Annotated in this window: 23 protein-coding genes and 1 pseudogene; 12 read left to right on the plus strand and 12 right to left on the minus strand. The window is 66.6% G+C overall.

The window, feature by feature from the left end:
• Nucleotides 1–194 precede the first annotated feature (194 nt).
• The 6 genes from RT123_RS11650 to RT123_RS11675 all read left to right on the plus strand — a co-directional run bounded on the left by RT123_RS11650 (nucleotide 195) and on the right by RT123_RS11675 (nucleotide 6,479).
• Nucleotides 195–434: an acyl carrier protein gene (locus tag RT123_RS11650; protein WP_008264317.1), complete on the plus strand. Its 240-nt coding sequence runs from the start codon at nucleotides 195–197 to the stop codon at nucleotides 432–434.
• A gap of 151 nt (nucleotides 435–585) precedes the next feature.
• Entirely contained in the window at nucleotides 586–1,857 is a 1,272-nt protein-coding gene (fabF, locus tag RT123_RS11655; RefSeq protein ID WP_165116384.1) for a beta-ketoacyl-ACP synthase II, read from the plus strand.
• Nucleotide 1,858: 1 nt separating this feature from the next.
• Nucleotides 1,859–3,019, plus strand: coding sequence for an endolytic transglycosylase MltG (gene mltG / locus RT123_RS11660; RefSeq protein WP_313009293.1), 1,161 nt, complete (start codon nucleotides 1,859–1,861; stop codon nucleotides 3,017–3,019).
• Nucleotides 3,016–3,900 (plus strand): YicC/YloC family endoribonuclease, encoded by an 885-nt coding sequence (locus RT123_RS11665; RefSeq protein ID WP_313009294.1) that lies wholly within the window; start codon nucleotides 3,016–3,018, stop codon nucleotides 3,898–3,900. Before mltG ends, RT123_RS11665 begins: the two co-directional genes overlap by 4 nt.
• Nucleotides 3,890–4,531 carry a guanylate kinase gene (gene gmk / locus RT123_RS11670; protein WP_313009296.1) on the plus strand — a complete coding sequence of 214 codons (642 nt, stop codon included), beginning with the start codon at nucleotides 3,890–3,892 and terminating at the stop codon, nucleotides 4,529–4,531. Before RT123_RS11665 ends, gmk begins: the two co-directional genes overlap by 11 nt.
• A 196-nt stretch (nucleotides 4,532–4,727) precedes the next feature.
• On the plus strand, nucleotides 4,728–6,479 hold the full coding sequence (locus RT123_RS11675) for an ATP-binding protein (RefSeq protein WP_313009298.1): 1,752 nt from the start codon (nucleotides 4,728–4,730) through the stop codon (nucleotides 6,477–6,479).
• Here the strand turns inward: RT123_RS11675 and RT123_RS11680 are convergent.
• The 7 genes from RT123_RS11680 to RT123_RS11710 all read right to left on the minus strand — a co-directional run bounded on the left by RT123_RS11680 (nucleotide 6,476) and on the right by RT123_RS11710 (nucleotide 15,600).
• A complete protein-coding gene (locus RT123_RS11680) occupies nucleotides 6,476–7,600 on the minus strand; it encodes an aminotransferase class I/II-fold pyridoxal phosphate-dependent enzyme (RefSeq protein ID WP_313009299.1) in 1,125 nt (374 codons plus the stop codon). The genes RT123_RS11675 and RT123_RS11680 overlap by 4 nt on opposite strands.
• On the minus strand, nucleotides 7,597–8,406 hold the full coding sequence (rsmA, locus tag RT123_RS11685; RefSeq protein WP_313009300.1) for a 16S rRNA (adenine(1518)-N(6)/adenine(1519)-N(6))-dimethyltransferase RsmA: 810 nt from the start codon (nucleotides 8,404–8,406) through the stop codon (nucleotides 7,597–7,599). Before rsmA ends, RT123_RS11680 begins: the two co-directional genes overlap by 4 nt.
• A gap of 8 nt (nucleotides 8,407–8,414) precedes the next feature.
• On the minus strand, nucleotides 8,415–9,419 hold the full coding sequence (pdxA, locus tag RT123_RS11690) for a 4-hydroxythreonine-4-phosphate dehydrogenase PdxA (RefSeq protein WP_313009301.1): 1,005 nt from the start codon (nucleotides 9,417–9,419) through the stop codon (nucleotides 8,415–8,417).
• Nucleotides 9,416–10,783: a peptidylprolyl isomerase gene (locus RT123_RS11695; protein ID WP_313009302.1), complete on the minus strand. Its 1,368-nt coding sequence runs from the start codon at nucleotides 10,781–10,783 to the stop codon at nucleotides 9,416–9,418. The genes pdxA and RT123_RS11695 overlap by 4 nt, the downstream gene beginning before the upstream one ends.
• A gap of 72 nt (nucleotides 10,784–10,855) precedes the next feature.
• On the minus strand, nucleotides 10,856–13,294 hold the full coding sequence (locus tag RT123_RS11700; RefSeq protein ID WP_313009303.1) for an LPS assembly protein LptD: 2,439 nt from the start codon (nucleotides 13,292–13,294) through the stop codon (nucleotides 10,856–10,858).
• A gap of 33 nt (nucleotides 13,295–13,327) precedes the next feature.
• Nucleotides 13,328–14,467 (minus strand): LPS export ABC transporter permease LptG, encoded by a 1,140-nt coding sequence (gene lptG, locus RT123_RS11705; protein ID WP_313009304.1) that lies wholly within the window; start codon nucleotides 14,465–14,467, stop codon nucleotides 13,328–13,330.
• Nucleotides 14,464–15,600 carry an LptF/LptG family permease gene (locus RT123_RS11710; RefSeq protein ID WP_055808672.1) on the minus strand — a complete coding sequence of 379 codons (1,137 nt, stop codon included), beginning with the start codon at nucleotides 15,598–15,600 and terminating at the stop codon, nucleotides 14,464–14,466. Before RT123_RS11710 ends, lptG begins: the two co-directional genes overlap by 4 nt.
• 143 nt (nucleotides 15,601–15,743) lie before the next feature.
• On the opposite strand from RT123_RS11710, the gene RT123_RS11715 reads away from it, so the two are divergent.
• The 4 genes from RT123_RS11715 (at nucleotide 15,744) to RT123_RS11730 (ending at nucleotide 18,333) form a co-directional block, all read left to right on the plus strand.
• On the plus strand, nucleotides 15,744–17,219 hold the full coding sequence (locus RT123_RS11715) for a leucyl aminopeptidase (RefSeq protein ID WP_313009305.1): 1,476 nt from the start codon (nucleotides 15,744–15,746) through the stop codon (nucleotides 17,217–17,219).
• A gap of 21 nt (nucleotides 17,220–17,240) precedes the next feature.
• On the plus strand, nucleotides 17,241–17,699 hold the full coding sequence (locus RT123_RS11720) for a DNA polymerase III subunit chi (RefSeq protein ID WP_055755192.1): 459 nt from the start codon (nucleotides 17,241–17,243) through the stop codon (nucleotides 17,697–17,699).
• Between the two features lie 101 nt (nucleotides 17,700–17,800).
• Entirely contained in the window at nucleotides 17,801–18,013 is a 213-nt protein-coding gene (locus RT123_RS11725) for a hypothetical protein (RefSeq protein WP_039247977.1), read from the plus strand.
• A 23-nt stretch (nucleotides 18,014–18,036) separates the two neighbouring features.
• Nucleotides 18,037–18,333, plus strand: coding sequence for a hemolysin (locus tag RT123_RS11730; RefSeq protein ID WP_066551672.1), 297 nt, complete (start codon nucleotides 18,037–18,039; stop codon nucleotides 18,331–18,333).
• A 3-nt stretch (nucleotides 18,334–18,336) separates the two neighbouring features.
• Here the strand turns inward: RT123_RS11730 and RT123_RS11735 are convergent, their stop codons facing one another.
• Entirely contained in the window at nucleotides 18,337–19,263 is a 927-nt protein-coding gene (locus RT123_RS11735) for a LysR family transcriptional regulator (RefSeq protein ID WP_066551671.1), read from the minus strand.
• A gap of 120 nt (nucleotides 19,264–19,383) precedes the next feature.
• Between RT123_RS11735 and RT123_RS11740 the strand changes: the two genes are divergently transcribed.
• Both RT123_RS11740 and RT123_RS11745 read left to right on the plus strand, forming a co-directional pair.
• Complete coding sequence (locus tag RT123_RS11740) at nucleotides 19,384–20,082, plus strand: pirin family protein (protein WP_066551670.1); 699 nt, start codon at nucleotides 19,384–19,386, stop codon at nucleotides 20,080–20,082.
• A 72-nt stretch (nucleotides 20,083–20,154) separates the two neighbouring features.
• Nucleotides 20,155–20,553 carry a DoxX family protein gene (locus tag RT123_RS11745; RefSeq protein ID WP_174085783.1) on the plus strand — a complete coding sequence of 133 codons (399 nt, stop codon included), beginning with the start codon at nucleotides 20,155–20,157 and terminating at the stop codon, nucleotides 20,551–20,553.
• Between the two features lie 48 nt (nucleotides 20,554–20,601).
• On the opposite strand, the gene pip is transcribed toward RT123_RS11745, so the two are convergent.
• The 4 genes and pseudogenes from pip to RT123_RS11765 form a co-directional block, all read right to left on the minus strand.
• On the minus strand, nucleotides 20,602–21,582 hold the full coding sequence (gene pip, locus RT123_RS11750; RefSeq protein ID WP_066551669.1) for a prolyl aminopeptidase: 981 nt from the start codon (nucleotides 21,580–21,582) through the stop codon (nucleotides 20,602–20,604).
• A gap of 26 nt (nucleotides 21,583–21,608) precedes the next feature.
• Nucleotides 21,609–21,971 (minus strand): DUF423 domain-containing protein, encoded by a 363-nt coding sequence (locus RT123_RS11755; protein ID WP_174085782.1) that lies wholly within the window; start codon nucleotides 21,969–21,971, stop codon nucleotides 21,609–21,611.
• Nucleotides 21,972–22,019: 48 nt separating this feature from the next.
• Nucleotides 22,020–22,625: a hypothetical protein gene (locus RT123_RS11760; protein WP_066551667.1), complete on the minus strand. Its 606-nt coding sequence runs from the start codon at nucleotides 22,623–22,625 to the stop codon at nucleotides 22,020–22,022.
• Nucleotides 22,626–22,697: 72 nt separating this feature from the next.
• Nucleotides 22,698–23,133: pseudogene (locus tag RT123_RS11765) on the minus strand (tipN); the annotation flags it as partial.

The following is a 23,133-nucleotide window of genomic DNA, read 5'->3' on the forward strand; positions in this document are numbered from 1 at the left end:
ATGGCGATGATTTAAGGGCTGCGGCCCTTATCACGTCGCGCAACAGACTATTTCCAGCCCGAAAGCCTGTGCTAAAGGGTTGAATGCGTCGGCGGTTCGGGCTTTCGGGCTTGCGTCGCCATCGCTGCCGTGAGACGGCGATTTCTGAGCTACCCCCGCCTCTACGGCGATTTCAAACAGGCAGAGAGACACTCATGTCCGACACCCTCGAGCGCGTTCGCAAGATCGTCATCGACCATCTGGACGCCGATCCGGACAAGGTCACCGAAAAGGCCAGCTTCATCGACGACCTGGGCGCCGACTCGCTCGACAACGTCGAGCTGGTGATGGCCTTCGAAGAAGAATTCGACATCGAGATCCCGGATGACGCCGCTGAGCACATCCAGACGGTCGGCGATGCGGTCAAGTTCATCGACGAAAAGTCGGCCGGCTGATCTCAGTCGCCGATCTCGGCCGAACAGGCTGACGGTTCACAGGGCCGCCCGGCGCTCCTAGCGGAGACGCCCGGCGGCCTTTACTGTTTCTGACCCGCGCGAATCCGCAATGATTCCGAAGGGTCGGGCTGGAGATAAGGGAGCACGCACCATGCGCCGCGTCGTCGTTACGGGCATCGGTCTGCTGACCCCCCTGGGTTGGGGCGTCGAGAAGAGCTGGAAAGGCATCGTCGAGGGACGCTCGGGCATCGGCCCGATCACGTCGTTCGACACTACGGGCTATGGCTGCACCATCGCCGGCGAAGTGCCGAGCGTGGATGGACGCGGCGGCGGCGGCGAAGGCGACTTCGATCCCGAGAAGATCATGTCCGCCAAGGACAGGAAGCGCGTCGACGACTTTATCCTGTACGCCATCGCGGCGGCGGATGAGGCCCTGGCCGACGCCAACTGGAAGCCCGAAACAGACGAGGACAAGGAGCGCACCGGCGTGATGGTCGGCTCCGGCATCGGCGGCCTGGGCCCCATTGCCGACACGGCGATCGTGCTGAAGGAACAGGGCGTGCGTCGCGTCAGCCCCTTCTTCATCCCCAGCGCCCTGATCAACCTCGCCGGCGGCCAGATTTCGATCCGCCACGGCCTGAAGGGGCCGAACCATGCGGCGGTGACCGCCTGCGCCACCGGCGCCCACGCCATCGGCGATGCGGCGCGGATGATCGCGCTGGATGACGCGGACGTGATGGTGGCGGGCGGGGCCGAAAGCTCGGTCGTGCCGATCGGCATCGCGGGCTTTCTGGCCTGCAAGGCGCTGTGCACCGCCTATAACGACACGCCTGAAAAGGCGTCGCGTCCCTATGACCGCGGCCATGCGGGCTTTGTCATGGGCGAGGGCGCCGGCATTCTGGTGCTGGAAGAATACGAACACGCCAAGGCGCGCGGGGCCAAGATCTACGCCGAAGTCGTGGGCTATGGCATGAGCGGCGACGCCTATCACATCACCGCCCCGTCCGAGGACGGCGAAGGCGGGGTGCGGGCCATGAAGGCGGCGCTGAAACGGGCCGGTCTGCAGCCGTCGGACCTGGACTATGTCAACGCCCACGGCACCTCGACCATGGCCGACTGGATCGAGCTGAAGGGGATCGAGGGGCTGGTCGGGGATCATGCACAGAACCTGACCGTCTCTTCGACCAAGTCGATGACCGGACACCTGCTGGGCGCGGCGGGCGCCATCGAGGCGGCCTTCTGCGTGCTGGCGATCCGCGATCAGATCGCGCCGCCGACGATCAATCTGGACGATCCCGAGATGGAGACGCCCATCGACCTGGTCCCCAACAAGGCCAAGCCGATGAAGATCGATGTGGCCATGTCCAACAGCTTCGGCTTCGGAGGCACCAACGCCTCGGTGATCTTCAAGAAGGTCGACTGAGATGTTCGGGCGCGGGCGGGTCGAGAAATCCAGCGGGCGGTCGGGTTTTACGGTCTCGCTGCTGACCGCGTCCGCGACCTTCGGCCTGTTCCTGCTAGTGGCGCTGATCGCCGTCTGGGCGGTCTATTATGCGCCGGGACCGTCCGCGCGGCAGGGGCAGACGACGGTGATCACCCTGCCCAGCGGGTCGGGCGTCTCGGCCATCGCCGCGCGGATGAAGGCGGCGGGTGTGATCCGTTCGACGGACCTGTTCCGTGCGGCGGCGACCCTGACGGGCGCAGATCGTCGGTTGAGGGCCGGCGAATACGAGGTGCCGTCCGGCACGTCCTTGGCCGGGGTGCTGAACCTGCTGGTCGAGGGGCGGGTGGTGCGCCATTTCGTGACCCTGCCAGAGGGCTGGTCGTCGTTGCAGGCGGTGGACATCCTGAACAAGGAGGCGGTGCTGACCGGGACGGTCGCCGAAACGCCCGAGGAAGGCAGCCTGTGGCCCGACACCTATGAGGTTTCGCGCGGCGATACGCGTCAGTCGGTGATCGACCGGATGCAGCGCGCGGCGACCGAGAACCTGCGCCTGCTGTGGAGCCAAAGGTCGCCCGCGACCGTGGCGCGTACGCCGGAGGAGGCGGTGATCCTGGCCTCCATCGTGGAGAAGGAGACGGCGCTGGCGGCGGAGCGGCCCCGCGTGGCGGCGGTGTTCTCGAACCGCCTGCGCGCCGGGATGCGTCTGGAGAGCGACCCGACCATCGTCTATGGCGTGACCAAGGGAAGGCCGCTGGGGCGCGGCATCCGGCGCTCGGAGTTGCTGGCGCCGACGCCGTGGAACACGTACCAGATCAACGGGCTGCCGCCGACGCCAATCGCCAATCCGGGCAAGGAGGCGGTCAAGGCCGTGTTGAACCCGCCGGCCGATCCGGCGCTGTTCTTCGTGGCGGATGGCTCCGGCGGACACGCCTTCGCCCTGACCTATGACGAGCACCTGAAGAACGTCGCGCGGTGGCGTCAGATCGAGCGCCAGAAGGCGGGCCTGCCGCCGGAAGCGACGCCGCCCGCCACGCCGGGAACCACTGCGGCGCCGATGACGAGTGAGCCGGCCGCCACGTCGGTCGAGAACGGTCAGGCGACGATCACCCTTCCTGCCGGCGCGACGCAGGGGCCGCGATGAGAACGCTATCTGGCATGACCGGCTTTGGCCGGGCCGACGGGGCCGGTGAAGGCTGGACCTGGTCGGTCGAGGCGCGTTCGGTCAACGGGCGCAATCTGGAGGTCCGATTCCGTGGGCCAAACGGTTTCGACGGGCTGGAGCGCGCGGCCAAGGCGGCTGGCCAGGCGCGGTTTGCGCGGGGCCAAGTCACCATCGGCGTTCAGGCCAAGCGAGCCGACGCCGGCGAGGCGGCAGTCACAATTAACGCCGCCGTGCTTGCGCGCTATCTGACGCTGGCGAACGAACTGGCTGAAGACGGCGCAACGCCGCCGTCTGCCGACGGCCTTCTGGCCCTGCGCGGCGTGATCGAGGCGCCCGAAGAGGTGGATGATCCCGAGGCGCGGGCGGCGGTCGAGGCGGCCATGACCCGCACAGTTGAAAAGGCGCTGGATGCGCTGAAGGCGTCACGCCAGAACGAGGGCGCGCAACTGACGCCGGTACTGGACGAATTCATCGCTCGGATCGAGGCGCTGGTCGTCCAGGCGGAAGGCGAGGCGGCTGCGCAGGTCGAGGCCATCCGTGATCGCTTCACGCGCCGAATTTCTGAATTGGCGCCCGATGCGCCGGGGCTTGAGGACCGGATTTTCCTGGAAGCCGCCGCTCTGGCGACAAAGGCCGATGTGCGCGAGGAGCTGGATCGGCTGACCGCCCATGTCGCCTCGGCGCGCCAGCTTGTGGCCTCGGCGCCCGCCGGGCGGAAACTCGACTTTCTGATGCAAGAATTCATGCGTGAGGCCAACACGCTGTGCTCGAAATCCGCTACGACCGCGCTCACCGGAATCGGCCTGGAGCTCAAGGCCGTCATCGAACAGTTGCGTGAGCAGGTCCAGAATGTCGAATGAACGCAGCCCCCGCCGGGGCGTCCTCCTGATCGTCGCCAGTCCTTCGGGCGCCGGCAAGACCTCGCTGTGCCGCCGGTTGATGGCCGATCATGGCGGGCTGGAGCTGTCGGTCTCGATGACCACGCGCGGCATCCGGCCGGGCGAGGTGCATGGGCGCGACTACAACTTCGTCGGCCATGACGAGTTTCAGCGCCTGATCGACGAGGACGCCTTCCTGGAATGGGCGGACGTCCACGGCAATCGTTACGGCAGCCCGCGCGGGCCTGTGGACAAGGCGCTGGCTGAGGGACGCGACGTGCTGTTCGACATCGACTGGCAGGGTGCGCGCGATGTCGCCGAGAAATGCCCGGAGGACGCCGTGCGCGTCTTCATCCTGCCGCCCAGCCTGGAAGAGCTGCGTCGCCGTCTCGTCACCCGCTCACAGGACGCCGACGACGTGATCGAGCGCCGTGTGGCCAACGCCAAGAGTGAAATCGAACACTGCGACGCCTTCGACTATGTGTTGGTGAACGAGGATTTCGACCGGTCCTACGCCGAACTGGCCCACATTTATCATGCCGAGCGTTCGCGCCGGTTCAGGAACCTGTGGGTCGGCGACTACAAGGCCGCCCTTCTGAACGAAGCGGTCTGAAAAAAACAGCGCCACAGGCCGTGGGGACCTGCGGCGCTGTGGGGTACTCAACGCTACGCTACTGATGCTGTTTTGCCGCCCAGAAGATTTCGGACGGTAAACGCGGCCATAGGGAATGTCCCGTAGCTGCCCAACGGCTCAGGTTTACGTCCTGTTCGCCCTCTTGACCTAACGTCAGGCGGTGAACGGGGGTGTCATGGGCTTTCTTCATTCGATCGCGCCTCTCTTGGCCAGCAGCGCCAAGGAGAGGGTCAAGCAGGTCCCGGTCAGGCTTTTGCTGGCCGCCTTGGTCGGTTGGGCCATGAACGAAGCTGGAATGCTGCGATGGGTTCCGCTGTGGCTGGCGGTTGCGGTTCTGGTTCAGGCGTTCGAACTGTGGGCTATGGCGCCGTTCAGACGCGCCGAAGCTTCGCAGAGCCCGCTGTCCGTGTTTGTCGCTCTGGCGTCCACCACCGTGATGGCGACGACCTATGCCGCGATGGCCCTGATGGTCTGGTCCACCAATCACCCAGCGCTTGTGACGCTCGCCGCCCTGACGATGGCGGGCGGGCTATTGACCAATGTCGCGTCCGGCATCGCCTCGCGTCGGATCTTCTTCATCGGCGGCAGCCCTTATCTGGCGGCGCTGGCATTGATGCCGGCGATCAAGGTGATCCAGGGCGATACCCGCGGGGTCGTGGTCATGACCCTGTCCGCTGTCCTATTCGTCGGCATGGTGCTGAACATCTACTGGCGAGTGCACGGATCACGCGAAGCCGAGGTGAAATCCCGGGCGGAAGCAGAGACGCGGCTGGAGCAGGCGCAGGCGGCCATGGCCGATCGTGCGGCGATGGCGGCGATCGTCAGCCATGAGTTGCGCACGCCCGTCAGCGCCATCTTGGCCGGCGCCCATGTCATTCGTGATGGCAAGTCGCCGGAGCACCGCCAGGAGACGGCCGACCTGATCATCGACGCCGGACGATTGATGACCGGCATGCTGAACGATCTGCTGGACCACTCCAAGATGGAGGCCGGGGCGATGGCGATGGAAAGCCGCGACTTCGAGCTGGGCGATTTGATGCGCGATACGGTGCGGTTCTGGGCGGCGCCAGCGGCGGACAAGGGACTGACGCTGGACATGTCGGGCGTGGACAGCGAGGCGGTGTGGCTGCGCGGAGACCCCTATCGTCTGCGCCAGATCATCAACAATCTTGTGTCCAACGCGATCAAGTTCACACCGTCGGGCGCGATCCGTCTTGAAGCGTCGGCGCCGCGTGGCGACGGGAAGCACTGTCTGACCCTGACCGTCATCGACCAAGGCGCCGGCATTGCGCCAGACGCGATGAACCGGCTGTTCACACCCTTCGCGCAGGGGTCCGCCGAGGTGGCGCGCACCTATGGCGGGACCGGCTTGGGGCTGACCGTCAGTCGGGAGCTGGCGCGGTTGATGGGCGGCGACCTGACAGTCGAGAGCACGCCGGGGCAGGGCGCGGCCTTCACCGTGTGTGTCGATCTGCCAGCGGGTCAGCCGACGCAGGCTTTGGACGGGCAGGAGACGGCGGCGCCCGTTCTGGCCCGGCGGCTTCGCGTGCTGGCCGTGGACGATCACGAGATCAATCGCCGCACGATCTCGCTCGTGCTTCAGCCGCTGGATGTCGATCTGACCACGGCCTCGGACGGCCATCTGGCGCTGGCGCTGCTGTCGGAGAAAGCGTTCGACGTGGTGCTGATGGATGTGAATATGCCGGGCATCGACGGCAACGAGACGACACGGCGCTTGCGGGCGTCGGACGGGCCCAATGCGGACGCCCCTGTGATCGGGTTCAGCGCGGGCACGGAAGCCGAACAGGTGCAGGCCTGCTATGCGGCCGGTATGACGGACTGGTTGGCGAAGCCGCTGGAGCCGAAGAAGCTCTACGACGCCTTGCACCGGGCGACATCGACGGCGGCGCCGGCGAAGGCGGCTTAAGCCAGGGCCGCGAACCAAGGCCGCAGGCGGCTCAAGGCGTCTTCGATTTCGGTGGTAGAGACGGCGAAGCTGAAACGGATGAAATGGTGACCTTCGACGGGGTCGAAATCGACGCCGGGCGCGGTGGCGACGCCGGTGTCGCGCAGCAACTGCTCGCAGAAGGCCACGCTGTCGTTCGTCAGATGGCCGATGTCGGCCCAGATGTAGAAGGCGCCGTCGGGGGGCGCGATCTTGCGCAGACCCAGCGCGGGCAGGGCCTCCAGCATCAGCTGGCGGTTGCGGGCGTAGGTCTGGATATGGCCTTCCAGCTCATCGATCGCGTCCATGGCGACTAGACCGGCATGCTGGCTGAGGCTGGGCGGCGTCAGGAACATGTTGCCGATATAGGCGCGGGCGGCGTCGATCCGGTCCTCCGGGACCAGCAGCCATCCCAGGCGCCAGCCCGCCATGCTCCAGTATTTTGAGAAGCTGTTGATGACCACGGCGTCGGGCGCAAACTGCAGCATCGAGGGCGTTGGGCCGACGTAGCTGAGGCCGTGGTAGATCTCGTCCGAGACGATGGCGATGTTGCGCGCGCGGCAGACCTCGGCGATGGCGGCCAGCTCGGCGTCCGGGATGATGGTGCCGGTCGGATTGGCCGGGCTGGCGATGATGACGCCGGCGGGGGCGGGATCCAGCGCCTGGAGTTGGGCGGCGGTCAGCTGGAAGCGGGTGTCGGGACCGCAGGCGATCTCCACCGGCTCAAGATGAAGGGCGCGCAGCGTGTTGCGATAGGCGACGTAACCGGGCCGGGCCAGGGCGATCCGGTCGCCGGGCTTGAACAGGGTGCTGAGCGCCAGAACCAGGGCCGGGGAGGCGCCGCAGGTCAGCAGAATGCGGTTGGGATCGACGGCGACGCCGTACCGCTCGTCGTACAGGCGCGCGATGCGGGCGCGCAGATCGGGACTTTCCCAATAGCCCATGGCGTCGGCGTCCAGCACCTGATGTGCCCGCGCAATAGCGGCGGCGGGCGCGCCCGTGGAGGGCTGCCCGAACTCCATATGGATGATCGAGCGGCCTTCGCTCTTGAGCTGATGCGCCAGGCGGCTGACGGAGATGGCGCGGAACGGTTCGACGGTCATTGAAGGGCATCCGCCAGTCGCAGGAAGCCGGCGACATCGATGGTTTCGGCGCGGGCGTCGGGCTCAATGCCAGCGGCCTCGCACAGGGCGGCGCCGCCCAGCTGTTTCAGACTGGACCGCAGCATTTTGCGGCGCTGGCCGAAGGCGGCGGCGGTGACGCGTTCCAGCTTCTTCAGGCGTTCCGGCGACGGGCGCTCATCCAGCGGAACCAGATGGACGACGGCCGAGGCCACCTTGGGCGGCGGGGTGAAGGCGGCGGCAGGCAGATGCATGACGATGCGGGCGGTGCAGACGGCTTGGGCGATGACGGCCAGACGGCCGTAGGCGTCCTCGCCTGGGCCTGCGGCGACGCGCTCTGCGACCTCCTTCTGGAACATCAGGGTCAGGCTGTGGGGCAGCCATGAGCCGGTCAGCCATTTGATCAGCAGAGGCGTCCCGACATTGTAGGGCAGGTTGGACACCAGATGGGTCGGGCCGGAGACCAGATCCGCCTCCTTCACCTTCAGCGCATCGGCTTCGACGATGGTCAGGCGGCCGGAGCCGTCGTCCAGTTCGGTGAGCAAGGGAATGAAGCGCGGATCCTTTTCCACCAGGACCACGGCGCCGGCGTCGGATTCCAGCAGGGCGCGGGTCAGGCCGCCGGGGCCGGGGCCGACCTCGATGACGGCGCGCCCCTCGAACGGGCCGGCCATACGCACGATCTTGCGCGTCACATTCAGGTCCAGCAGGAAATGCTGGCCGAAGCTCTTCTTGGCCGAGAGGCCGTGGGCGTCGAGGGTTTCGCGGAGGGAGGGAAGGTCGGTCACACGCCCTGTTAGCGCGCGGCGCGGGCCGCCGCCATCTCCGATGCCAGGCGAATGGCGGCGATCAGACTGTCCGGACGTGCGACGCCCTTGCCGGCGATGTCGAAGCCGGTGCCGTGATCGGGCGAGGTGCGGATGATCGGCAGGCCGAGGGAGACATTGACCCCGCCCCAGAAGTCCAGCGTCTTGACCGGAATCAGGGCCTGGTCGTGATACATGCAGATGGCGGCGTCATAGGTCGCGCGCGCCTGATCATGGAACAGGGTGTCGGCGGGTCTGGGGTCGGTGATGTCGATGCCCTCGGCGCGAAGCTGTTCGGCGACGGGGCTCAGGATGTCGAGTTCCTGCAGGCCCAAGGCGCCGCCTTCGCCCGCGTGGGGATTCAGGGCCGCCATGGCCAGGCGCGGGCGGGCGATGGCGAAGTCGCGTTTCAGGCTTTCGTGGACAACGCGGGCGGTGCGGGCGACACGCTCGGCTGTGACCAGTTCCGGCACCTGGTCCAAGGCGACGTGAATGGTGACGAGACAGGCGCGCAGGTTCTGGGCCGTCAGCATCATCACCGGGCCGCGCGAACCGGCGTATGGCGCATCGGCCGTCAGTTCGGCAATGAACTCGGTATGGCCGGGAAAGCGAAAGCCCGAGGCGTACATCGGCGCCTTGGCGATCGGGGCGGTGACGACGCCGGACGCCTCGCCGGATAGGGCGAAGCTGACCGCCTCCTCGATGCCGTCCGCGACGGCCGAGGCATTGGCCGGATCGGGCGACCCGACCACGACCGGGGCGGGCAGGGGGCGATGGATGACGGGAAGGGCGGATCCGAACAGGCCGCCGGCGTCGCCGGGAACCCCGATCTCGGCCACGGGAACACCCTGCGTCCGCATCAGCGCCGCGTCGCCGATCACAGCAAAGGCCGTCTGGTCGGCGCGCAACGCTTTCCAGGCGGCGGCCACGATCTCCGGCCCGACGCCGGCGGGTTCGCCCAGCGTCAGAACCAGAGGCGCGACCGCTGGGGTCATTTGAACTCGATCAGGGCGTCGCTGCGCAGGTCGCGCAGATAGCGGCGCTCCAGCACGGCCAAGTTCTGGGCGCGCAGACGGTTTTCGACCTGCTGACGGTTCGGCGCTTCCGGCCCGCCGACGCGACGACCGCAGACGGCGACCAGGTGCAGGCCCAGCGGGGTGCGGATCGGCGTGGAGACCGAACCGATTTCGCCGGTGCGGGCGAACTGCTGGAACTGGGGCGCCAGGTTGGCGACATCCGATTCACCGAGATCAGCGCCCAAGACGCCCTGCGTCGCGCGGGCCTGGGAGATGATGTTGTCGCAGGTCAGGCCGTTGCGCAGGCCTTCCAGCTTGGCGGTCGCGGCCGCGACATCGGCCTCCGACGCGGTTTCAGGCAGTTCGACCATGACCTGTTTCATCGAAACCAGGCTGGTCGAGGCGCCGTCACGCTTGTCGCGCAGGTAGAGGATATAGACGCCGCCATCGACGACGATGGGGTTCGACAGCTGGCCCGGCTGGAGCTGTCCCAACACTGACTGCACAGCCGGCTGGAGCGAATCCTTGACCACCCAGCCTGCATCGCCTGGGACGCGGGCGCTGGCCGAAGGGGCGGCGGAGAACTGCTGGGCGACGGCCTGGAACGGCGCGCCCTGGATGATCTGTTGCACCAGCTGGCGGGCGCCGTTCAGGGCCGCCTGCGCGCCGCCGACGCGCGCGGCGTCGATGTAGATTTCCCCGAGCAGGAACTGAGGCTTGGACGCCGCCTCGTTCAGGCGACGGACTTCCTGATCGACCTGCAGGGTGCTGGCGCGGGCGCGGCTGTTGAAGCGACCCGGGATCAGCTGGCTCCAGCCGATCTGGGTGCGCAGGTTGTCGCGGAACGCGGCGGGCTGGATGCCGCCCTGTTGCAGAAACTGCATATAAGCCTGCGGCGTCGTGCCGGCGGCGCGGGCCATTTCGGCGATCTCGCCGTCGATTTCCTCGTCCGTGACCTTCAGGCTCTCGAACTTGGCCATCTCCTGATCCTTGAGGCGATCCTCGATCAGGGCGTTCAGGGCGGCCTGCTGAATGGCGGGCAGGTTCTGCTCGGTCGGCTGGACCTGCGACGAGGCGATCAGCATCAGCATGCGCTGACGAAGGTCATAGCCGGTGATGATCTTGTCGTTGACCGTGGCGACGATGCCGTCGGCCATTTCGAACTGAGGCTCGGCGCGCGCCGTCGTCGGCGCCTCTTCAGCCGCAGGATTCGGCGCGCCGGCCGCGGGGCCCTGCGCGGGCGTGGGGGTCTGTGCCGGAGCGGGCGCCGTCTGGGCATAGGCCGAACCGGCGAGGAGGACTGCCGCGAGCGCAGCCCCCGTCGAATAACGCATCAAACCCATTGGTCGTCCTGATTCCTCACAGCGGTCCGCCAGCCAGGCCGGCAGGCGGTCGCGCCCCGTAAAGCGTCATGCTCAACGCATATCGCCCTGTCCATAACCTGAACCTCCGAAAGTGGCGAGGTTTAGGCGCACATAGATGCCTTCCGACGGGCCGCCAGGCCGGGCGCGGGTGTTGTCCCGCCGATAGCCCAGTTCGAACCGCAGGCAGTCGTCGTCGAACAGCACGCCGACTTCCGACCGCGTGATCTCGTTCTGGTCCAGATCGGCGATGCCGGCGACGGTGAAGCCCCAGTTCTGGAAGACGAACTGCTGGCCGGCCAACTGGACGAATTCGTAGTTGCGGTTCAGCGGCCCGTCGACGGGGTTCGACTGATCCAGAATGTAGCTGACGGTGGCCAGGTTGCGACGCCCCCAGCGGCCGTCCAGCGCCGCCTCGGCGCGGCGCACCTCGCCTGAACCGTCCACCGTAGCGTGGAACCAGCTACGGATGCGATCCGACGGCGAGAAGTCGCCCTGGACCACCCAATCCGAGGTCTCGGAGGCCAGACCTGTCGGGTCGTAGAGACGCGCAGGATCGTCGGGAATCGACGTTTTGAAGTCGTCCTGCTGATCGAAGCGATAGCTGCGTCCCACGAACAGGCTGGCCTTGCGACCTTCGGCCCAGCGGATCGTAGCGCGACCGCCCGCCGTCACGCGCGCGCCACCTTCCAGGAGGTCGTAGCCGGAGAAGCGATCCATGCGGAACAGCGACGACTCGTCCAACTCCAGAACCTGGGAGTCCTCGATGGGAATGCGGCGGTCCAGGCTGACCTTGTTGGAGACCGAGAACTGACCTACCGGCTCCAGAATGATGTCGGCGTCGGCGATGCGTTTGATCAGGGGATAGGTGACGTCCACGCCCGCGCTGAACCTGGATCGACTGACCGTCTCGTCACTGTCGATGCCCATCATCGGCGGCAGGTCGGACATGGAATAGAGATCGACGCGCGTATCGACGAACGGCTCCACCCGCATGCCGACCGGCAGGATGATCGCCCGTCGCCATTCCACCTGGCCCGTGATGCGGCGGCTGTCCACGCCAGCCAGACCTGTCGTGACGGGCGGGACGATCTCCGGATTCAAGATCGGCGCGCCGACGAAAGCGTCGCGGTAGAGAGAGACGGCTGAACCCTTCAAGCGCAGCCGGCCGCCGAAGACGAGCTCGCGCGGCTCCCAGCGGGCATCGATCAAGGGGGCGACGAAGGGCAGGGTGTCGTCGTCCTCGAACACCTTGAAGCCATTAGCGTCGCGGAAGTCCGTCGCGGCGAAGGCTGGGTTCAGACGCAGGCTCTGGATCGAGAAGGCAGCGACCGAAACGTAAGACCGATCGGTCTGATGTTCCGCGTAGATCTGGCTGATCAGACGACGGCGGTCGCCATAATAGAGGCCGTTGTCCTGATACGGAGAGCGCACGTCATAGCGGTCGAACAGCGTCTTGTCCGAGGTGCGCTCGGCCGTGAAGCCGAACCGCCATGGGCCATCCGGATCGAACTCGCCGTGCGACAACAGATAGCTGCGATGTTCGCGATCGCCGAACTTCACGTTGCTTTCGAAATCGCCGTCGCCGTCCCGATCGAAGTCGCCGAACTCACGCTCGTAGGTGTAGCCGCCGCGGGCCACGATCATGCCGTTGGCGAACCGTCGCCGCCATTGCAGGTTCAGCAGCGGCGCGACCTTGGTGTTGATCTGCGGGCTGATCAGCCAGTCCTCGGACGGCGATACGACGTGCAGATAGGGAACCTCGACGGAGACGCCGCGACCCTCGTCATAGTTGACGATCGGCACCAGGAAGCCCGAGGCCCGCTCCACCGAGGGATCGGGGTGGGCGAAGAAGGGCGTGTAGAAGACGGGCACCGGCCCGATATAGAAGACGGCGTTGCGATACAGGATCGCGCGCAACTGCTCGTCCTGCGTCACCTTTTCCGCCTGGATCGAGATGGTCGGCGTCTTGGGACCGCCGTCGTCGCAGATCGGGCAGGGGGTGAAGCGGGCGTAGTTCAGTTCGCTGACGTTCTCGCTGCGGCGCACAGCCGTTGCGGCCATCAGACTGGCGCCGTTGGCCAGACGCGTGGCGAAATCCACGGCGACGCCGGTCTCCAGATTTTCGTCCAGCTCGAGACGGCTGGCGTAAACCACGGTGCCATCGGGCGCGATGGCCTCGACGCGGCCTTCGGCCGTCGCCGAACCGGCGTTCAGATCATAGGACAGGTTCTCGCCGCGCAGCACATGGCCGCGCGTGCGGACATAGGCGCGGTTCTCGGGCGTGCCGCTGACGATGATGTTGTCGCCTTCGCGACGCGCATTGTCGGCATCGACGTAGACCGCTTCGGGCGGCAGGCCGTCGGAAGGCGCGGCTGCGGCTGGAGGGGTCGTTTGCGCCCATGCAGGCGTCGCCAAGGGCGCGCAGGCGACCAGGGCCGCACCGGCGAGAAGCCTTGCTTTGAAAGCGTCGAAGCGCCGATCACCCTGCATAGGCCATCCGTAGTCTGAGAAGCGAGCGCCCGATTAGCCGTCTTCGGTATAGAACAGCAAGGTCAAGGCTGCGAGCGCCGTAAGAACAGGCGGCAGCCAGGCGGCGACGAAGGGCGCCACGACCTCGGCCGATCCCATCGCCGACGAAAACTGGTTCAGGAAGAAGAAGGCGAAGCCCAGCACCACGGCCGCCACGCTCATGCGCGCCAGGTCGCCCAATCGCATCATCCGCAGCGAGAAGGCGGCGGCCAGGATGGACATGGCGGCGAACACCAGCGGCGTGGCCAGAAGTTGCTGGAAGCGCAGGCGATAGGCGGTCGAGGTGAAGCCCGCGTTTTCGATTCGGCTGATCTGGTTCGGCAGCGACCAAAAGGGCGTGGCCTGCGGTCGGGCGAAACGATCGAAGGCCTCGTCATCCGCCAGGCTGGAGACCAGGGTCAGGCTGGAATAGGTGACGGCGCGCTGGCCGATCTGGGCGCCGACCGCATCGGTCAGGCGCCAGCTGCCGGCGTTCAGAGAGGCCGACTTGGCGTCGATCCGTTCGGAGAAGGTGCGGCCGCCGCCGGGGGCGGTCGTATAGATGAAGAAGCTGACGTTCAGCAGGCGCGCGTTGGCGCGGTCCTGCTGGCCGGCGCGGATGATCATCTGGCGCTGATCGTCGCCCTCGCGCAGCCAGATCGCCTCCTTGGGATCGCTGCCGGGCGCGGTGCCGGAAATCCGTGCGCGTTCGCGTTGCCACAGACCGTCGCCGGCCGAGGCCATCGGACCCAAGACCGTGACGGTCAGAACTCCCAGGACGAAGGCCATGCCGGCCGCCGGCAGGACGAACCGCCAGGCGGAGACGCCCGCCGCGCGCATGGCGATCAGCTCGCTGCGTCGGTTAAGGCTGATGAAGGCCGACAGGGTGCCGAACAGGAAGACGAACGGCATCAACTGCACGATGACCGAGGGCGACTTCAGCAGCACCAGGCCGAAAATGCGCACGGCCGACAAATCCTGGGCTGAGCCGACGCCGCGCGAGACCTCGACGAAGTCGATCAGCATGACGAGGGCCGAAATCACGGCCAGAGCCACGCCCAGCGACTTCAGCTGCTGGACCAGCACATAACGTTCGATGCCGCCGAGACGGGGGATATGCGGCGAGCGACGGGCGGAGGCGGCGACGGCGGTCATGCGAACTTGGCCTTCAGATCGCGCAGGGCGGCGGTTGTTCGGCTGCGACGCGGCTTCAGCGCGCGGAACAGAACCCGCAGGGCGACGACAATGGCCACGATCGGCACGACGTATTGGAGCACATTCATCCAGCCGTTCCAGGCGCTGGCGGCGACAAGGCCGTAGCCAACGACGCGCAGGACCAGGAACAGGCCCGCCGCCTTGGCGATACGCAACGTATAGCCGGTGCGGCTGAAGGCGCCGCCCAGGATGGCCGAAAGCGCCAGGGCCATGGCGACCATGGCGTAGAGCGGCGAGGCCAGCCGCGAATGCGCCTCGGCCAGCAGTTCGCCGCGCGAGCCGGCGACCTCGAGCACCTTGGCCGTCGGATTCAGCAGCTGGCGCAGATAGAGGTCGGTCGGCTTGTAGCGAATGGTGTCGGTCACCCCAACGAAGGGCGCGAGAGAGAAATCGTATCGCCCGAACGACAGCGTCTCCAGCACGCCGCCCGAAGAATAGCGCTGGGCCGAGCCGTCGATCATGGTCAGGATCGGAATGCCGCCGGCGTCGCGGCTGAAGCGCGCCTCGGACGCGTTCCAGGTCGTGACCTTGTCCTTGTCGTCCAGATAGACGAACAGGTTCTTCAACAGACCGTTCTGCTCAATCTGCTGCACATAGACGGTCAGGCCGTCAGGCCCCTGAACGAACTGGCCTTCCTCGACCAAGAGAGCGGCGAGGTCGGTGCGGATGTCGAACGCCTGTCGTCGCGCCTCCTGCTGCGCCCAGGGCAGAATGAAGACGTTGACCAGCAAGGTGACCAAGGCGACCAGCACGGCGATGCGGGCGGCGGGGGATATGACCTGCCACCGGGTCATGCCGCCCGCGAAGGCCGCCGTCAGCTCCTGCTCGCGTTGCAGACGGGTCAGGGCGATCAGTGCGCCGACGAAAAGACCGATGGGTAGAATCACCGACAGCAGTTGCGGCAGGGCGAGCAGGGTCAGCTTGACCATGATCCACACGCTCTGACCCCGCTCCACAATGACCTGGAGTTGGTCGAGGCTTTGGCTAAGAATCCCGATTCCCGCCAGCGCTGCGCACGCGGCGATCACAGGGAACAGGATCTGGCGAAAAAGGTATCTTTGAATCAGGGTCATGGGCGGATGGACTTCGCCCGGTTGCAGGCGGCGACATTGAGGCGCATCTAGTAGCACATCAGGGCGCGTCCGCGACAAGCAGACGCGCCGTTGTCATTTTGCTGTTTGCAGACGCCGGGTGGGGCCTGGCTGGAGTTGATTGAATGAAGATCGAATTCGTGGCCGCCGTGGACGCCGCCGAAATCCTGGCCGTTCCGGTTTTTGAAGATCGCAGCTTCACCGCCGCCGGGACCGCGCTGGACGGCAAGGCCAACGGCGCCCTGACCAAGGCGGCGGGCAAGGGGCGTTTCACCGGCAAGGCCGGGCAGAGCCTGAGCATCGCCGCGCCGGCGGGTGTCGAAGCGGACGCCGTGCTGCTGGTCGGCGCCGGCGCCAAGGACAAGCTGGACGACCTGGCGGTCGAGGCCTTCGGCGGCAACGCCTATGCGGCGGTCAAGCTGTCGGGCGCCGAGGTGCTGACGATCGACGCTTCGGACCTGTCGCCTGAGCAGGCCGCCCGCGTCGGTTTCGCCGCGCGTCTGGCCGCCTATCGCTTCGACAAATATCGCACGACGCAAAAGGCCGACAAGATTCCGTCGATCACCGCCATCCGCGTGGTCACGACCGACCTGCGTGGTGCGGAAGCCGCACTGGAGCCTCTGTCGGCGGTGGCCGACGGCGTGATCTTCGCGCGCGATCTGGTGTCCGAGCCCGCCAACGTCCTGTATCCGGCCGAGTTCGCCAAGCGGGTGAAGGCGCTGGAGAGCCTGGGCCTTGAAGTCGAAATCCTCGGCGAGGCCGAGATGGAGAAGCTGGGCATGCGCACCCTGTTGGGCGTGGGCCAAGGCAGCCGTCGCGAAAGCCAGCTTGCGATCATGAAGTGGAACGGTGGCGAAGCCGGCGCTCAGCCGCTGGCCTTCGTCGGCAAGGGCGTCTGCTTCGACACCGGCGGCATCTCGATCAAGCCGGCGGACGGCATGGAAGACATGAAGTGGGACATGGGCGGCGCAGCCGCCGTGACCGGAACCATGATCGCCCTGGCCAGCCGCAAGGCCAAGGCCAACGTCATCGGCGTTCTGGGCCTGGTCGAAAACATGCCAGACGGCAACGCCCAGCGTCCGGGCGATGTGGTCGTGTCCATGTCGGGTCAGACGGTGGAGGTCATCAACACCGACGCCGAAGGTCGCCTCGTCCTGGCCGACGCCCTCTGGTACACGCAGGAGCGTTTCAAGCCGAAGTTCATGATCGACCTGGCCACCCTGACGGGCGCCATGATCGTGGCCCTTGGCCTGGATTACGCCGGCGTCTTCTCGAACTCCGACGATGTCGCCGATCCGATCCTGGCGGCGGCCAAGAAGGTCGGCGAGAACTTCTGGCGCATGCCGATCCCGGCCATCTACGAGCAGCACATCGATTCCAAGATCGCCGATGTGAAGAACACCGGCAACGGCCGCGCCGGTGGCTCGATCACCGCCGCCCTGTTCCTGCAACGCTTCACCAACGGCGTGCCGTGGGCGCACCTGGACATCGCCCCGACGGCCTGGGCCAACAAGAGCCCCAGCCCCACCGTGCCGGAAGGCGGCGTCGGCTTCGCCGTGCGGACTCTGGACCGGATGGTCGCGGATTCCTACGAAGGCTGATCGGTCGGGAGGTAGAGCCGGGTGAGCGACAAGCCCGAAATCTGGTTCTATCACCTGGAGCGTTCGTCGCTGGATCAGGTGCTGCCAACCCTGCTCGAAAAGACGATCGAGCGGGGCTGGCGCGCCATGATCAAATCGTCGCATTCGCATCGGCTGGACGAGGTCGACGAGACGCTGTGGACGTTTCGCGATGACAGCTTCCTGCCGCACGGCCGGGCCGACCAGCCTCATGCCGAGCGCCAGCCTGTGCTGTTGAGCGAGACGGGCGAGAACCTGAACGGCGCTCAGGCGCTGTTCATAGTCGACGACGCAGAACTGGGCGGGACGGAAGGGTTCGAACGATGCTTCATTATTTTCGACGGTCGCGACGAGCCGGCTTTGCAACACGCGCGGGGACGCTGGAAGGCGCTGAAGGGGCAGGGCGCGAACCTGGCCTATTGGCGTCAAACGGACGAAGGGCGCTGGGAAAAGGCGGCCTGATCGGACTGGTTCTGCTGGCTGGCTGTTCGACGCCGGTTTCTGAGGCGCCCGCGCCGCGTGCGGTCGAGCAGGCTCAACTCAACCCGCCCGTTGGCAGCCGCATGCCGACCGCCCAAACCGAAGACGTCTGCAAGGCCGGCGAGATGCAATATCTGGTTGGCAAGTCCCGGACCGAGATCCCGGTGCCGGTGGATGTCGTCAATCGGCGTGTGACCTGCACCACCTGTCCGGTGACGCAGGACTTCTCCGCCTATCGTCTGAACATCTTCTACAACGAACAGACCGGCATCATCGAACAGGTCCGCTGCGGCTGACCCCCCGACGCAAGGAGACGACCATGAAGATCATCGTGAGCACCCTGTTGGCCGCTGGCGCCTTGGCCGTGTCGGCCTGCGCGCCGGTCCAGACCGCCGAGCCTGCGCCCGGATCGGACACCGCCTTCAAGGCCTGCAAGGTTTCGGACTATCAAAGTTATGTGGGGCGCAACCGCTCGGCCGTCCCGACCGCGCCCGCCGGCCAGACCTTCCGTGTGCTGTGCACTACCTGCGCCGCGACCATGGACTATCGCGAGAACCGGGTGAACTTCGTCTATGACGAGGCGACGAACATCGTGCGCGAAGTGAAGTGCGGTTGAGCGTTAGCGCCCCACCGTATCGCCCGGCCACAGCGGTCCGCTGAACTTCGCCGCCAGATAGTCCATGAAGGCCGTGACCCTGGCCGGGCGCGGTCCGCCGCTGGGCGCCACCAGATGCAGGGCGATGGGCGGCAGGCGCCAGTCGGTCATCACCGTCTCGAGATGGCCGTCGGCGACGTCCTTCCAGTAGATGAAGTCCGGCTGGGGAAATAGCCCCAGCCCCGCGCACAACGACGCCGTCAGGGCGTCGGAGTTGTTGGCGCGCAGCGGCCCGCGCGGATGCACCACCACTTCTTCACCCGCCGCATTGCTGAACCGCCAGGTGTCCGGGCTGGGCATGTAGGCGTAGCCGAGGCAGGCGTGACGGGCCAGATCGTCGGGATGAGTGGGGCGACCCCGCTGATCCAGATAGGACGGCGAGGCCACCAGGGCGCGGGCTACAGGCCGCAGCTTGCGCGCCGTCAGCGAGGAATCGGCCAGAGCGGCGATCCTGAGCGCGCAATCGAAGCCGCCGCCGACTAGATCGATGACCTCGTCCGACAGGTGCAGATCGACCGACACGTCCGGGTGAGTGGCGAGGAACTCGGGCAGGGCCGGGGCCACATAGGCCATGCCGAACGACATGGGCGCCGCCAGTCGCACCAGACCGCGCGGCGTGACGGACATGTCCAACGCTTCCGACACCGCGCCCTCGGCCTCGGCCAGCATGTGGGCGGCGCGGGCTGCCAGGGTTCGGCCTGCATCGGTGAGGGCGAAGCGCCGCGACGTGCGGTGGAGCAGGGTTGTCTTCAGCTGCTGTTCCAGGCGCGTCACCGCCTTGGACACCGTGGCTTTGGATAGGCCCAGCGTCTCGGCTGCGCCGGAAAAGGATTGGCTGTCGGCGACCTTGGCGAAGATGGCTAGGGCTTCCAGATCGGGCAGGCGGGACATGGGCGGCCTCGCGTCCTGAAACGATGAGTTTCGGTTGTTTCTATTTCTGATCGGTCGCCGATCTCTATCTTGGCGTCAAGCAAAGGCGTCGGACGGTTCCGACGCGAAAGGACGAATGCGATGATCGAGCGCAGACCATTTGAATCCCTCGGCGGCGCCAACCACGGCTGGCTGAACGCCAAACACCATTTCTCCTTCGCCAACTACTATGATCCCAAGCGGATGAGCTGGGGCAATCTGCGGGTCTGGAACGACGACGAGATCGCCGCCGGCACGGGCTTCCCGCCGCATCCGCATGCCGACATGGAGATCATCACCTACGTCCGCGATGGGGCCATCACCCATGAGGACAGCCTGGGCAACAAGGGCCGCACCGTCGCGGGCGATGTGCAGGTGATGAGCGCCGGAACCGGCATCCGGCACGCCGAATACAACGCCGAGCCGGACCTGACCCGGATCTTCCAGATCTGGATCGAGCCGACCCGTCGCGGCGACGCGCCGAGTTGGGGCACCAAGCCCTTCCCCAAGGGCGAGCGGTCAGGCCAGTTCGTAGTCCTGGCCTCGGGCTTCGATGGCGACAAGGACGCCCTGCCGATCCGCACCGATGCGCGGATCGTGGCGGCGACGCTGAAGGCGGGCGACAGCGCCGACTATCCGCTGGGCGTTGCGCGGCGGGCCTATCTGGTCCCGGCAAAGGGCGAGCTCGAGGTCAATGGCGTCCGGCTGAACGCCCGCGACGGCGCGGCCATCGCTCAGGAGGATGTCGTGACGGTCAAGGCGCTGTCCGACGCCGAGATCGTGCTGGTGGACGCCGCCTGATTTTCGGATCAAGCTTCACGGTCGGACGCGATCCGACCGTGAACAACCGCATCAAAAAGGCGAGGAAAGAGAATGTTCAATCAAGTGAATGGCTGGTCTTCCCGCGCCTTGGCGGCGCTCAGGATCGTCGCCGGTCTGTTGTTCCTGGCGCATGGCGTCATCAAGGTCTTCGGCTTTCCGGCCGGGGCCGAGCCCGGTCAGCAGGAGCTGCTCTCGCTGTTCGGCATCGGGGGGGTGATCGAGCTGATCACGGGCTTGCTGCTGATCCTGGGCCTGTTCACGCGTCCGGCCGCCTTCATCGCCTCCGGCCAGATGGCTGTGGCCTATTGGATGTTCCACTTTCCCAGCAGTCCGTATCCGGCGGTGAACGGCGGTGACGCGGCCATCCTGTATTGCTTCATCTTCCTGTACATCTTCACTGCCGGTCCTGGCGCGTTGAGCATCGACAATCGAACCGCAAAACGGTTCTGATCTTTAAGAATGAAAATAGCCGCCGCGCTGTCCTGCGCGGCGGCTTTTTCATGCCTTGAGGCTCGCGGCCCAGTCGGCGGCGCGCACCAGGCTGTCGACGATGCCCGGTTCCGATGAGGCGTGGCCGGCGTCGCCGACGATGTGCAGATGGGCCTCGGGCCAGGCGCGATGCAGCGCCCAGGCGCCTGAAATCGGCGTCACCACGTCGAACCGGCCCTGCGCGATCCAGCACGGGATATGCCGCATCCGGTCGATATTCTTCAGCAGCCAGCCGTCCTCCTCGAAGAAGCCGGCGTTGGTGAAGAACCAGTTCTCGATCCGTGCGAAGGCGACGGCGAAGTCGGGCTCGGCGAACTTGTCCGGGCGGGCGTTGGGGCCCTCGACGCTGACGGTTTCGCCCTCCCAACTGGACCAGGCGACGGCGCAGCGTTCGCGCTCTGCGACGTCATCGCCGATCAGCCGCTTGTAATAGGCGGCCATCAGGTCGCCGCGCTCGGCCTCGGGGATCGGAGCGACGAAGCGCTCCCAGGCGTCGGGGAAGATCATCGAGGCGCCGTCCTGATAGAACCAGTGCAACTCCTTCTTCGTCAGCAGGAAGATGCCGCGTAGCAGCAGCGCAATAACCCGCTCAGGATGGGTGATGGCGTAGGCCATCGACAGGGTCGAACCCCAAGACCCGCCGAACACCACCCATTTGTCGACGCCGCACAGAGCGCGCAGACGCTCGATATCGTCGATCAAAGTCCAGGTCGTGTTGTCTTCCAGCGAGGCGTGGGGCCGCGACTGACCACAGCCGCGCTGGTCGAACATGATGATGCGATAGACGGCGGGATCGAAGAAGCGGCGCATGCCCGGATTGACCGCACCGCCTGGTCCGCCGTGAAGGACCAGAACCGGCAGGCCGTGCGGATTGCCGGACTCCTCGTAATAGATTTCATGCACGCCTTCGGTCGGCATCCAACCCGAGGCATAGGCCTCGATCTCGGGGTGGAGCACACGACGCGGCTCGGCGGGCGTGGGGAAGGCCATGGATGCTTGGTCTTTCTACGAGGAAATCAGGGGCGAGAACGCAAGGCCGCAAAGGCCAGGCAGAGCCAACCGGCAATCATCAACAGGCCGCCGATCGGGGCTACTGCGCCGAACGCCGGTACGCCGAGAAAGGCGATCGCCGCCAGGGCGAGGCAGAAGATGAGGCCGCCGATCGATCCGAGCCAGCCCGCAAGCCGCGCCAGCCCGCCGCCCCCTGTCCACTGGGCGCAGGCGAAGGCGAAGACGGCGTGGACGATCTGGTATTGGGCGCCGGTGGTCAGCAGGGTCTTGATCTGCGGCCCGGCGCCATGCGCGGCGAAGGCGCCAAGCGCCACGGCCAGGGCGCCGTTCAAGGCGGCGAAGGCGATCAGGTTGCGACTCACTGTCATCCGAAAACCCTAGACCGCCCGTTCGTCGATGTCTGCGACCCAGGAGGGTTAACCGACACGCGGCAGCGGCGTCAGGTGGCTGGCCATGGCCGAGGCGGCGGCCTTGACGCCCTTGCGCACCGCCGCCTCGTTGGCGGGGGCGGGCGCGCGCAACAGGCCGATCGACGGCGTCAGCGGCCCATCCGGCAGGTCCGAGAGCACGCGGTAGAGCAGGTAGGAGCCGGCGTCCTCTTCGATGTCGGATGAGGCGTCGGCCTGCAGCCCGGCGGCGGTCAGGGCGCGAACCATGTCGGCGACGGGCGCCGTGGTGCGGGCCACGCCTGGCCCGGTGCTGGACAGGCGATGCTTGTAGTCGAGGGTGCGGTTTTCAGCGCGCATCTGGACCCGGAAGCCGGCGCCCTTTTGCGTGCGTCCGACCAGGAGGACGGCCCGACATTCCCCGCTGCCGAGACGGGCGGCGAGGGTCGAGGCGAGTTCGTCGGGATCGGCGGCGGCGATGGGCACGGCGCGGGCCCCACTGGGACTCCAGATTTCGCCCGACAGATCCTCCACCAAATCCCACCCGTCGTCGTCGCCGTCATAGGCGCAGATGATGATGCCAGGGCGTCGATCACCACTGGCACGACTGTCGATTTGGTTCATCGTGCCAGCCATAGCCCCATCCATGACAGTTCGGTGACGTGCAAGAGGCTGTAACTTCCCAACGCCGTCAAGTCCGCAAAAGTCTTAGCCCAGGTCGCCGACCGCCGCATCCAGCAACATGAAGGCGCGACCGCTGTCCGACGCCAAGCTGGACTGAACCGCTGCGCTGTCTCCGGCGCGGGCTGAGGCGTTCAGCATCACCGCGAAGTTGCGGACATAGCGTTCGGCGTCAGCGCGCAGTTCGGCGTCACTGAGGACGCGGCGAGACACGCTGCGGACAGCGGCCGGCGCGACGCGACGCACGATCTGACGCGCGGCGTCCGGGTCGCCATTGCTGAAGGCGCGGGCGGCCTCTTCGACGCGAGAACGAGGCAGAAGGGCGTTGGGGTCGACCCCCATGCGCCGAATGGCGGCGGCGACCCGGTCGGACAGGGCTTCGGCCTCGGCAGGCGAAGGGGAGGGCGTGTCCAACTCCAGCGGCGCCTCGTTGTCGTCGTCGCCGTCGATCAGATCGCTCCAA

This window comes from Brevundimonas vesicularis, assembly GCF_032067225.1.
Taxonomy (GTDB): Bacteria; Pseudomonadota; Alphaproteobacteria; order Caulobacterales; family Caulobacteraceae; genus Brevundimonas; species Brevundimonas vesicularis_F.